Below are 11341 nucleotides of genomic sequence, written 5' to 3'. Positions count from 1 at the left end.
CCATGAGGGCATGGCTTACGACGTCGCAGCGGTCCGCGCCCACTTCCCCGCGTTGCGCGAGGGTGCCGCGCACTTCGACGGACCGGGCGGCTCGCAGACCCCGGACGTCGTCGGCGAGGCCGTTCGCGAGGCCCTGACCTCGGCGATCTCGAACCGCGGCAGCGTGACGGCCTCGGAACGGCGGGCCGAGGAGATCGTCCGGACCGCGCGCCGCACGATGGGCGAGTTCCTCAACGCCGGCAGCATCGTGTTCGGCCGCAGCATGACCCAGCTGACCTACGACTTCTCCCGCACGCTGGCGAAGAACTGGCGGCCGGGCGACGAGATCGTCGTGACCCGCCTCGACCACGACGCGAACATCAGGCCGTGGGTGCAGGCGGCCGAAGCGGCACGGGCCACGGTGCGATGGGCGCCGTTCGACCGCACGACCGGCGAACTGCCCGTGGAATCCATCACGAACCTGCTGTCCGACCGCACGCGGGTCGTCGCGATCACGGCGGCGTCGAACCTGCTGGGCACGCGTCCGGACGTGGCGACGATCGCGGCCGCGGCGCACGAGATGGCGGCATTCGTGTACGTCGACGGCGTGCACTACACACCGCACGCACCGGTCGACGTCGAAGCGTTGGACGCGGACTTCTTCGTGTGCTCGCCGTACAAGTTCCTCGGCCCGCACCTCGGCGTGCTGGCGGCCGCGCCGGAGCTGCTGGAGACGTTGCGGCCGGACAAGCTGCTGCCGTCGACGAACGCCGTGCCGGAACGGTTCGAGCTGGGCACGCTGCCGTACGAGCTGCTGGCCGGGACGACCGCGGCGGTGGAGTTCATGCGCGGCCTGGAGGGGCTGGAGGAGCACGAACTGGGCCTGCGCGACCGGCTGGAGAACGGGCTGCGCGAGCTGGGCGTGCGGATCTACAGCAAGGCGTCGCTGCGCACGCCGACCGTGCTGTTCTCGGTCGACGGGCTGGACCCGGCGGAGGTCTACCGCAGGCTCGGCGCCGAAGGCGTCAACGCCCCCGCGGGCCACTTCTACGCGATCGAGTGCTCGCGGTGGCTCGGTCTGGGCGACAAGGGCGCCGTGCGCGCGGGTATCGGGCCGTACACCGACGAGTCCGATGTGGACCGTCTGCTCAAGGCCGTCGCGAAGCTCAGATGAGCAGCAGGAGCAGGACGTAGGCGAGCCCGACGAACACGCTGACGTTGAGCTTGCGGCTGACGTGCTCGCCGGGGTGGTCGGCGATCAACGACCGGGCACGCGCCCACATCAGCTTCTCGCCCGCCTGCCGGTCCGGCAGCTGCGGTGTCGTGATCACGTCGCCGTGCGGGCCGAACGCGAGCATGAGCTGTGGCCCGGCGCGGCGGACCCCGTGCAGCTGCGCCCACGGCACGCGGTAGGTCCAGATGCCGGTGTAGAGCACGACCGACCGGTGGTCGAGGCGCAGCAGCGGCTGGAACCGCGTCACCGCCGACAGCACGCACTGCACGCCGATCAGGCCGAGGATGAGCAGGTCCGGGTAGTACTTCAACGCGACCAGCGCCCCGGCCGCGCCGAGCAGGAGCAACACGCCCTCGCTGCGCCGCCGGTCGCCCGGCCAGATCGCGTGCGGCAGCTCGACGGGCGTGCCCGCGGTGACCGGTTCGCCCGGCAGATGTGCACTGTGGACGGTGTGCCGCGGGCGCACCCGGGACAGCGTGCTGGTGGCCACGACCTCACCCTCCACCAGCAGCGCGACCTGGCCGCCGTGGTGCCACTCGCCCGCCACGAGGATCTCGGCGGGGTCGAGCTGCACCGGCGGGTCCTCCTCGCCGCGCCACACCCGGCCGAACTGCTCGGTGTCGTGGTAGAGCGGCTCCTCCAGCCCGAGGTCGGCGAGCGTGGCGACCGTCGCGATGTTCTCCTTGTGGTGCCGCAACAGGATCCGTCGTGGCCCGACCGGGTGCGCCTGCAGCCTGATGGCCTTGACCGGGCCGGTCCACAACGCGCGCCGGCGGCGTTCGCGGACCGCCAGCAAGATCGCGAGGAACACCGCCGCGCCGCCGAGCGTGAGCCACCACGTGACGTCCTCGGGCTCGTTGACCATCTGCACCCACGAGCCGTCCGCCAGCACCGGCACCTTGTCGCCGACCCGGTACGTCTCCGGGGCGAGCGGCTGGAACGAGGTGCGCTGCCGGTCCGGCAGCTGGACCCACACGTCGTAGGTGTTCTTGATGTCGACGACCTCGGCCTCGACCCGGCTGGCCTTCGCGACGTGCTGCTCGATCTCGCTGTTGGTGAGGTCGTACTGCACGAATGTCAGGAAACCGAAGATGACGAGCAACACCGCGATGATGCGCAGCACGCCGCGTGGGGGTGGCATGTCCGGCAACGAGACGATGGTGGCGCCCGCCGCCGCGTGCTGGTCCACACGTGACCTCACGGTCCACGCCGCCACGATCGCACACGCGGCACCGTGCAGCCCGAACGCGAGGTTCGCGGTCGCTGAGCCGTCGAGCAGGATGTCCAGCACGCCGAACAACACACCCATCGCGCAGCCGGTGAGCACACGGCCGAACAACAACAGCAGCGGTGTGGCCAGCAACGGCACGACGGCGAGCGAGAACAACGGGTCCGGCTCGCACGGCTGTGCGGCCGTGCACGGCACCTCGTTCGCGCTCGCGGCGAAGTAGAAGGCGATGATCCAGCCTCCGACGAGCCCGACCTTGGCCACCCACCACGGAACCGCGGCCGCTTGCCACCGCTGGACGTCCATGACGCGGATCATGGCACGACCATTGCTCCGAACGGTGCGGTTCCCCGCTAACGAAGTGGGTATCCGCAGCTCATCGACTACGGAGGTGGACAATGCTGGCCCTCATCGCCGCAGTGGCGTTCGGCCTCGCCCTGATCCTCGACCTGGCGAAGACCGCGCTCGGTGACGTCATCACCGCCAACACGCTCGTGGTGCTCGGCCTGCTGCTGGTCGCCCTGCACCTCGCCGGCATCGGTTCGAGCACGCGTTCGTGGAGCTGGCGCCGTGCCCGCAGGTGACGACAACGCCGTCGATCGCCCCACCGAGCTGCCCCGGCAGGCCTGGTGGGGCGTTCTCAAACGGACGGTCAAGGAGTTCAACGACGACAACCTGACCGACTGGGCCGGTGCGCTCACCTACTACGCGGTGCTGTCGTTGTTCCCCGGCCTCATCGTGCTGACGTCCGTTCTCGCGCTGTTGGGCGACTCGACGACGCAGGAGCTGCTGAAGTACGTCGACCAGGTCGCCCCCGGCCAGGCCGGTGACCTGGTCAGGTCGTCGATCGAGGACCTGCAGAAGGGCCAGGGCGCGGCCGGGCTGCTCGGCATCATCGGCCTGCTGACGGCGTTCTGGACCGCATCGGGATACCTCGGCGCGTTCATGCGCGCGTGCAACGCCGTGTACGACGTCGAGGAGGGCAGGCCGTTCTGGAAGACCGTGCCGCTGCGGCTGCTGCTGACGCTCGGCTCGGTGGTGCTCGTGTCGCTCACGCTCGGTGCCCTGGTGCTGACCGGCGGGATCGCGGACACCGTCGGCAACTGGCTCGGGCTCGGCGACACCGTCGTCACCGTCTGGGACATCGCCAAGTGGCCGATCATCCTGCTGCTCGTGAGCCTCGCGTTCGCGGTCCTGTACTGGGCGGCGCCGAACGTGCGGCAGCCCGGCTTCCGCTGGGTCACCCCCGGCAGCCTGCTCGCGATCGCGCTGTGGGCGCTCGCGACCGTCGGCTTCGCGATCTACGTGGCGAACTTCGCCTCCTACAACAAGACCTACGGCTCGCTCGGCGGCGTCATCGTCTTCCTGGTGTGGCTGTGGATCTCGAACATCGCCGTCCTGCTCGGCGCCGAGTTCGACGCGGAGCTGGAACGCGGCCGCCGCCTCGCGGAGGGCGACCGGGACGCGTCAGCCGAGCCGCGTGATCTCCCCAAGAGCCGCGAGGACACTCACGACAGTTCGAAAACGGGGTAGTCACCGGCCCGCGCCAGCAGCTTCTCGGGCGGCGTCGAGGCGTCGAGACCGGGGAAGAACTGCTTCACCTGGCCGTGCCAGCGCTGCAGGTAGGCTTGGATGATCACCGGCTTGACCTCGTCCGGCAGCTCGACGGCGGTGAACGTCTCGACGGACCGGCCGCGGCGCAGCTCACCGGTGCCGGCCACGCGCAGGTTGCGGACCCACTGCGTGACACCGCGCGGCGCGAGCAGGTAACGGGTGCCGTCGAGCTCCAGCAGGTTCACCGGCGCGCTGTACAGCTTGCCGCTCTTGCGGCCGCGCACGAACAGGGTGCGCATGTTCCTGGGGCCGACCCCGAGCTTCACCAGCCCGCCCACGAGCTTGTTCGCGAACTGCTCGAACCCGGTGGGCCGGGAATTGCCGTGCGTCATGCCGCACAAGGTAGCTACTGTGCCCGTCCGTGTGGGACGTTCTTGAAGAGTTTTACGACTCCGTGCCCCGAGCGGGAGCTCGCGTCGAGGAGCACGGCGAGCTGGTGCTGTTCCTCCAGGCGGGCGACGGCTACCCGTACTACGCGCGGCCGCGGTTCCCAGGCGGGCGGCCGGCGGTGGCCGACGTGCTGAAGGTGCGGGCGCGGCAACGCGAGCTCGACGTGCCGGAAGCGCTGGAGTGGGTGCACGAGACCACGCCGGACCTGCTCGGCGCGGCCGTCGCGGCGGGCATGGAGGTGCTCCAGGCACCGCTGATGGTCCTCGACCCGGACCGGCTGCCCGAACCGCACCCGCACGTGCGCGTGCTCGACACCCGGCCGGTCGAGGTGTCGGTGGTGGCGCAGCTCGCGTTCTCCTCGCCCGGCACCGCCGCGGGCGACGTGGGTGTCGCCGAACGGGACGCGGCGCTGGCCGATGCGACCCCGATGAGCACCCGCCACCGTCACGCCGTGGCCGACCTGCCAGGCGAGGGCGTGCTGGCGGTAGGTACAGCGCAACGGGCGGGCAACGTCGTGGAGATCGCGGGCATCGGCACGTTGCCGGCGGCACGGCGACGTGGCCTCGGTGGTGCGGTCACCGCGGCGCTCGCGCGAGACGCCGTGGAAAGGGGCGCGGAGCTGGTGTTCCTGTCGGCCGGAAGCCTCGACGTCGCGCGCGTTTACGAGCGGGTCGGGTTCCGGCGCGTCGGCACGGCCTGCATCGCCTCACCAGTCGTGGGCGCCTAGTTCCTCGCTGCGCGGCATCGGCACTCTGAAGAGACAGCCGACGCACGGCATTCCGGACGGCTGGGTGAGCAGCTCCGCCTCACCGCGGTGGATGAGCTCGCCGCAGTAGGCGGTCAGCGCCAGCGGCGTGCGGCCGTCGTCGTCGGGCACGGGTACGAGGTGGCACGTGCGTTGTGTCTCTCCTACGACACCCGCACGCTTGCGGACCAGCAACACCGGCATGCGCGCTTCCGTTTCCCGAATGCTCATGCCTTCACCTCGGCGTCGTCGACCACACACACCACTGCGTGTGTGGTCGCGTAGAACTTGAGCCGGTAGGGGCCCGCGTTCCGCTCTGCCACTGCCGCGCAGAACCCGTCGGCGCTGACCTCTTCCGATCGCGGCGTTCGTTCGGCTAGGTCGATCACACCTAGATCGTGCGGGCTGCAGCGCGAAATGGGGAGGGTTACATACGATTTACAGGCCGCGTATGCGGAACTCGCATACGTGCTCAGCGCAGCTGGGTGACCTCGGCCGCGAGCTCCGCGATCGCGGGTGTCTCGTGCCACGGGTCGAGCCGGTTCAGCTCGTTCACGATCAGCTGCGAGCCGGTCGCACGGGCCAGGTCCAGCGCGGCGAACCCCAGGCCGACGGCCTGCTCGACGTCACCGCTGGCAGCGTGCGCGTAGGCGAGCCTGGCCGTGTGGACGCCCTGCTCCCACTGGCAGATGCCACCCCATCTGGGCATGAGGTCCGTGTAGGCGTTGATGGCCCGCTGGTGGTCGGCGAGGTCGACCATGCTCGCGGCACGCTGCATCTGCACGTGCACCTCGGTGAAGCAGTAGCCGATGGAGTACTCGTCCGACTGCGGCCGTTCCGCGCTCGCCAGCAGCGACTCCGCGAGGTCGAACCGCGGCATGCACGCGTCCTGGCCTGCCCGCGCGAGACCACGGGCTTCCTGCCGCAACGCCATCGCGCGCACGATCGGGTTGACACCGGTCTCGCGCTGAGCGGCGCGCGCCAGGCCGATGACGCGGTCGTCGTCGCCGTCGACCTCGGCCAGCTGGCTCATCCGCACGTAGCAGTACGCGACCACGTCCCGGTCGTCCGCGGCCTGCCCCTGCTCCAGTGCCCGGGACGTCCACAGCCCGGCGCCGCGCATGTCGCCGATCTCCTCGTGCAGCCAGCCGTAGAACTCCGCGTACATCGCGCCCGTGCCGAGCAAACGGCGACGCACGTCGCCACGCGCGTTGCGGCGCAGTACGTCGATGAAGTCGTACATGTTGCGGACGGCGGGCATCAGCGCGCCGGTGCTGCGCCAGTTGTGCGCGTCGTTGACGATCCGGCGCAGCACGAGCAGCTGGCTCACGGCGTCACCGGTCAGCACGCCGTTGCCGTTCGCCGAGCCGAAGACCGCCGCGGCGCACAACGCCATCAGCGCCTTGCCCTCCATGCCGACGACCAGGTCTTTCGCCATGCCGTCCAGCCCGGCGAACTCCGGCACGCCCCCGCCCAGCCGGCGTGCCTCGCCCGAGCGCATGGGCACCGTGCGGTCCGTCAGGCCGAGCAGGTGGGCGGGGATGCCGAGCAACCGCTGCAGCGTCCTGAGCACGCGCATGTCGTAGGCGATGTTGCTGCCGGCCTCCAGGCGCGAGATCGCCGACTGGGAGAACCCGGCCAGCGTGCCCAGCTCGTCCTGCCGCAGGCCGTGCGCCTTGCGCGCGATCGCGACCACGGCGCCGGGCGAGTCCGCGGCCACCGCGTCCCGCACTTCCTTCGACTCCCAGATCGCGGGCGGCAACATGGGCAGCGGCCCGTCCGGGACGACGACGGCGTTCTCAGCCGGTGTGCTCACCCTCAACGCCTCCCGCAGTCAGCTCGCATGGTGGCAGCGGGTTCACGTGCGCAACGACCGCCATCCGGGCTAGCGGTCCGATCATGCCCGCCCGAACGAGTTCCTGCCTCCCCGTATCTCATATGGGTCACGCCGGAAACGACTATCCTGCGCGCGTGATCAAGGACTTCGGGGCCGGTGTCGCACTGCTGCTGCGCGGGTTCAGGCTGGTGTTCAGCTCGCCCAAGCGCGTGCTCGTCGGCGCGCTGCCCGCGGTCATCACCGCCGTGCTGATGATCACCGGCTGGGTGCTGCTGTTCGTCCACATCGACTCGGTCGCCGAGTGGCTCACCGGGTTCGCGGACTCCTGGAGCGAGACCGGGCGCAAGGTCGTCGAGGTCGCCGTCGGCATCTCGGTGATCGCCGTGACGCTCGGCCTGAGCGTGCTGCTGTTCACCGCCATCACGCTGATGATCGGCGGTCCGTTCTACGAGTACATCGCCGAGGAGGTCGAGGACGAGCTCGGCGGTGTCCACGAGGCCGAGCAGGTCGGCTGGTGGCGCGGGTTCGTGGTCGGGCTGCGCGGCACGGTCCTGCTGGTCGGCGTCTCGGTGCTGTTCGCGGTTCCGCTGTTCTTCTGCGGGTTCATCCCCGTCGTCGGGCAGACCGTCGTGCCGGTGCTGGCCGCGTTGGTCAACGGGTACCTGCTCGGCATCGAGCTGACCGGCATCCCGTTCACGCGCCGCGGCAAGTCGTTCAGGGAGCGCAGGAAGCTGCTCGCGACACGGCGGTCGATGGTGCTCGGGTTCGCCGTGCCCGCGTACCTGCTGTGCCTGATCCCGCTGGCCGCGCTGATCGTGATCCCGGCGGCGATGGCAGGCGGCACGGTCCTCGCGCACCGCCTGCTCACCGCTGAGCGTTCCGCCGCCTCAGGTGGATGAAGGGCGCCTTCATCCACCTGAGGCCGATGAAGGCGCCCTTCATCCACGACGCGAGCGGGCTCAGAAGGGCAGCCAGGCCTGCTGGGCCAGGCCGCTGCGGGCGTTGACCTGCACACCGGACTGCGAGATCGACCACAGCTGGTCGCCGATCACCACGGTGCGCCTGGCGCCGCCGTAGTTCTGGCTCGACGGTTCGACGATCCGGCCGGTCTCCTCGATCTGGTTGCCGTCGACGCGCAGCACCAGCGAGGAGACCTCGTAGGTCGTCCGGTACCGCGCCACGGGGATGACGAGCGTGCCGTCGGGCGGCCAGAACAGGAACGCGTGCGGGTCGAACTGGGCCTCCGAGTTGGAGTCCGGCAGGTGGTACTGCGCGAGCCGTTGCGGTGCCGCGGGATTGCTCACGTCGAACAGCGACACCTGCGTTCCGGTGACGCGGCCCTGGTCCGTCGCCTCCTGGCCGACGCCGATCAGCTTGCCGTCGCCCGCGGGGTGCAGGTAGGCGGAGAAACCGGTGATCTTCAGCTCGCCGGTCACCTTGGGTTGCTTGGGATCGCTCAGGTCCAGCGTGTAGAGCGGGTCGGTCTGCCGGAACGTGACGACGTAGCCCATCTTGCCGATGAACCGCACGCTGTAGATGCGCTCACCCTTGCCGAGACCACCGGTCTGGCCTTCCTTGGTCAGCTCGGTTCCGTTGCGGCGCAACGTGGTGACGAAGCTTTCCGACGGTTGTTGTTGCTGTTGCTGTGGAACGACATCGCCCGGCATGCGCCAGCAGCAGGGGGCGGCGGTGCCGGTCGTGGTGGCCACGCGCAGGACACCGTCGTGTTCGGACAGTGAGTACTGGTTCAGCAGCGAGCCGTTGACCTCACCGGACGCGACGTGCTTCGGCGGGCCCGCCTGACTGATGTCGAACTGGTGGATCGCCGTCGTGACCGGACGCGACACCGTCGGCTTGCCGGGGAGTTCGGGCAGCAGGTGGTGGTCGTCGGCGATGTAGAGACTGCGGTCGGTGCCGTAGACGGTGTCGCCGTCGGCCATGATCGAGACCGCCTGGCCGGTGCCGAGCTGACCGGACAGCTCGAACGTGAGCACGGTCAGCATCGACGTCGCCGAGTGCACCGCGGGGTGGCTGACGTTCGCGCAGTCGACCAGGCTTCCGCTGCTCTTCGCGCCGTTCTGGTCCAGCTCGTAGCGCGGCAGCCACGACGTGATCGGCTCGCTCTGCAGGATCTCCCTGTTGCGGCGCAGCGATCCTGCCTCGTTGGTCGTCATGTCCGGGTAGACCCACGGCAGGCGCGGCTGCGAGCGGACGACGACGCGGGCGGTGCCGCCGACCTGGCGGGCGTCGAGGTAGGAGCCGTCGGTGCGGAGGCTGCCGATCTGCTTGAGCGCCTTGAGGTCCACGAGGATCAGCTCGGTGCCGTACTCGGGGGCGAACTGGCGGTCGGGTACCACCTTCTCCGTGATCGGCCCGGAGTTCTGCGCGACCACCAATGCGCGGTCACCGGAGACCAGCAGCTGGTTGGCGTAGCGCTGACCGAGGTCGACCGTGCCGGTGATGCTCCTGCTCGCGACGTCGATCACCCGCAGCTTGCCGTCCGCGACGGAGACGACGCGTTTTCCGTCCGTCTTCACGATGTCCGGCTCGTCGACGCCCTGTTCGTGGACGTTCGTCGTCGAGTGGTCCTGCTGCTGCGCGGGCGGCGTGGCGGCGCTCGTCGCGTCGGGCATGGCCTTCGGTGCGACGCCCGCGCTGTTGGCGTCCTCCATGGCGAGGATGCGCGGCCGGCCTCCGAGGCCGTACGCGGTGACGTACGGGGCCATGGCGTTGCGCAGCTCGGTCAGTGCGTGGTCGCACGAGTCGAACGCGACGAGACGCACCGGCCCGTAGTCCACGATCGGTTGTGGTGCCGGGGTTTCGTCCCGCACCGCGGAGCTCACACACGCTCCGGCGACGGCCAGCACGGCGGCGCCGGCCAACAGCTTTCTGCCGTTCATGCCACCAGGACGTAAACAGGGCCGGGAAGGGTTGCGCGCAACCTTTCCCGGCCCTGCCACCACTTACAGCTGGGCCTGGATCTGCGCCGCGTAGGTGGCGACGCGGGTGTAGACGCCGGGGACGCCGGGGTCGGCGCAACCGTCACCCCACGAGGTGATGCCGATCAGCTTTCCACCGGCCACGAGCGGGCCACCGGAGTCGCCCTGGCAGGTGTCGGTGCCGCCCTCGGGGTAGCCGGCGCACACCATGGCCGTGGCGATGAAGCGGCTGCCGTACGCGCCGGCGCAGGTCGAGTTGCTGGTCAGCGGCACGGTGGCCTTGAGCAGGTAGCGCGAGGCCGAACCACCGGACGAGGTGTCGCCCCAGCCGAGGATCGTCGAGCTGGTGCCCGCCGCGTACAACGCGCTGTCCGCGCTCGTCGCGAACTTGAGCGGGGTCTGCGACAGGTTGCGGTCGAGCGTGAGCACCGAGACGTCGTAGCCCCGGGTCGCGTCGGTGTAGCTCGGGTGGATCCAGATCTTCGTGACGCGGGCGACGGTGCCCGCGGAGGAGTTCTTGTCGTCCCGGCCGGCCACGACGCGGACCGCGGACGCCGAGTCGCCCACGGTGCAGTGCGCCGCGGTGACGACCTTGTTGGGAGCCACGAGCGTGCCACCGCAGTACTGGAACCCGCTGCTCGTCGCCAGGTAGACGACCCACGGGTAGGTGGACGTGCTCGCGCGCGTGCCGCCGACGACCTGAGTGCCGAACTCGCCGTCGGTGGTGGGCGTCGGAGCTGCTTCGGCCACGCTGACGCACGCCATTGACAGCGTCGCTGCTGCCAATGCCGCGCCGAGCCATGACCGGAGGCGGTGCAGGGATGCCGCCATGATCATCTCCTTCTTCTGTTGTGTGCTCCCGGTGCAGGGGTGGGAGCCCATATAGATCAACACGGCGTTTCGGGACCGGCAAGGGCTGTTCTGCGTAGGCCATTCGGCCGCGCCCGGCCGCGCGTGATTGGATCGAGTGCGAACAATCCCGTTCCGAGAGGAAGTTGTGATGGCCCCCACGAAGCCTGAGGTCGACCCGCACGACGGCCCGGCGCCCGCCGACCTGGTGATCGAGGACATCACCGTCGGCGACGGCCCGGAGGCCACGGCAGGCCAGTTCGTGTCCGTGCACTACGTCGGCGTCTCCCACTCGACGGGCGAGCAGTTCGACGCGTCCTGGGACCGCGGCGAGGCCTTCCAGTTCCCGCTCGGCGGTGGCCGGGTCATCGCCGGCTGGGACCAGGGCGTCCAGGGCATGAAGGTCGGCGGCCGCCGCAAGCTGGTCATCCCGCCGCACCTGGGCTACGGCGCGCGCGGCGCCGGTGGCGTGATCAAGCCCAACGAGACGCTGATCTTCGTCGTCGACCTGCTGGGCGTGAACTGA

12 protein-coding genes are annotated in these 11341 nt (G+C 70.0%); 6 read left to right on the top strand and 6 right to left on the bottom strand.

Features of this window, described 5'->3' with window-relative positions:
* Nucleotides 1-10: 10 nt before the first annotated feature.
* Nucleotides 11-1153 carry a cysteine desulfurase-like protein gene (locus ABZV40_RS05695; RefSeq protein ID WP_355436347.1) on the top strand — a complete coding sequence of 381 codons (1143 nt, stop codon included), beginning with the start codon at nt 11-13 and terminating at the stop codon, nt 1151-1153.
* Here ABZV40_RS05695 and ABZV40_RS05690 read toward each other — a convergent pair.
* A complete protein-coding gene (locus ABZV40_RS05690; protein ID WP_355436344.1) occupies nt 1146-2759 on the bottom strand; it encodes a hypothetical protein in 1614 nt (537 codons plus the stop codon). The two genes, ABZV40_RS05695 and ABZV40_RS05690, sit on opposite strands and share 8 nt — an antisense overlap.
* Before the next feature lie 80 nt (nt 2760-2839).
* Between ABZV40_RS05690 and ABZV40_RS05685 the strand changes: the two genes are divergently transcribed.
* Together ABZV40_RS05685 and ABZV40_RS05680 are read left to right on the top strand one after the other, a co-directional pair.
* Entirely contained in the window at nt 2840-3025 is a 186-nt protein-coding gene (locus ABZV40_RS05685; protein ID WP_355436342.1) for a hypothetical protein, read from the top strand.
* Nucleotides 3012-3974 carry a YihY/virulence factor BrkB family protein gene (locus tag ABZV40_RS05680; RefSeq protein WP_355436339.1) on the top strand — a complete coding sequence of 321 codons (963 nt, stop codon included), beginning with the start codon at nt 3012-3014 and terminating at the stop codon, nt 3972-3974. The genes ABZV40_RS05685 and ABZV40_RS05680 overlap by 14 nt, the downstream gene beginning before the upstream one ends.
* Here the strand turns inward: ABZV40_RS05680 and ABZV40_RS05675 are convergent.
* Nucleotides 3950-4387 (bottom strand): nitroreductase/quinone reductase family protein, encoded by a 438-nt coding sequence (locus tag ABZV40_RS05675; protein ID WP_355436336.1) that lies wholly within the window; start codon nt 4385-4387, stop codon nt 3950-3952. The genes ABZV40_RS05680 and ABZV40_RS05675 overlap by 25 nt on opposite strands.
* Before the next feature lie 62 nt (nt 4388-4449).
* Here ABZV40_RS05675 and ABZV40_RS05670 point away from each other — a divergent pair, with 62 nt between their 5' ends.
* On the top strand, nt 4450-5172 hold the full coding sequence (locus ABZV40_RS05670) for a GNAT family N-acetyltransferase (RefSeq protein ID WP_355436333.1): 723 nt from the start codon (nt 4450-4452) through the stop codon (nt 5170-5172).
* Here ABZV40_RS05670 and ABZV40_RS05665 read toward each other — a convergent pair.
* Together ABZV40_RS05665 and ABZV40_RS05660 are read right to left on the bottom strand one after the other, a co-directional pair.
* On the bottom strand, nt 5152-5421 hold the full coding sequence (locus ABZV40_RS05665; protein ID WP_355436330.1) for a hypothetical protein: 270 nt from the start codon (nt 5419-5421) through the stop codon (nt 5152-5154). The genes ABZV40_RS05670 and ABZV40_RS05665 overlap by 21 nt on opposite strands.
* Before the next feature lie 241 nt (nt 5422-5662).
* Entirely contained in the window at nt 5663-7006 is a 1344-nt protein-coding gene (locus ABZV40_RS05660; RefSeq protein WP_355436328.1) for a helix-turn-helix transcriptional regulator, read from the bottom strand.
* Between the two features lie 155 nt (nt 7007-7161).
* Here ABZV40_RS05660 and ABZV40_RS05655 point away from each other — a divergent pair, with 155 nt between their 5' ends.
* Nucleotides 7162-7926: an EI24 domain-containing protein gene (locus ABZV40_RS05655; protein WP_355436326.1), complete on the top strand. Its 765-nt coding sequence runs from the start codon at nt 7162-7164 to the stop codon at nt 7924-7926.
* Nucleotides 7927-7986: 60 nt separating this feature from the next.
* Here ABZV40_RS05655 and ABZV40_RS05650 read toward each other — a convergent pair whose 3' ends face one another.
* On the bottom strand, nt 7987-9927 hold the full coding sequence (locus ABZV40_RS05650; protein ID WP_355436323.1) for a beta-propeller domain-containing protein: 1941 nt from the start codon (nt 9925-9927) through the stop codon (nt 7987-7989).
* 63 nt (nt 9928-9990) lie between these two features.
* Entirely contained in the window at nt 9991-10797 is an 807-nt protein-coding gene (locus ABZV40_RS05645; RefSeq protein WP_355436320.1) for a serine protease, read from the bottom strand.
* Nucleotides 10798-10966: 169 nt separating this feature from the next.
* Here ABZV40_RS05645 and ABZV40_RS05640 point away from each other — a divergent pair, with 169 nt between their 5' ends.
* Nucleotides 10967-11341 carry an FKBP-type peptidyl-prolyl cis-trans isomerase gene (locus ABZV40_RS05640; RefSeq protein WP_355436317.1) on the top strand — a complete coding sequence of 125 codons (375 nt, stop codon included), beginning with the start codon at nt 10967-10969 and terminating at the stop codon, nt 11339-11341.

The organism is Lentzea sp. NPDC004782, from assembly GCF_040609115.1.
Classification (GTDB): Bacteria; Actinomycetota; Actinomycetes; order Mycobacteriales; family Pseudonocardiaceae; genus Lentzea.
This window is presented reverse-complemented; position numbering and strand designations above follow the sequence as displayed.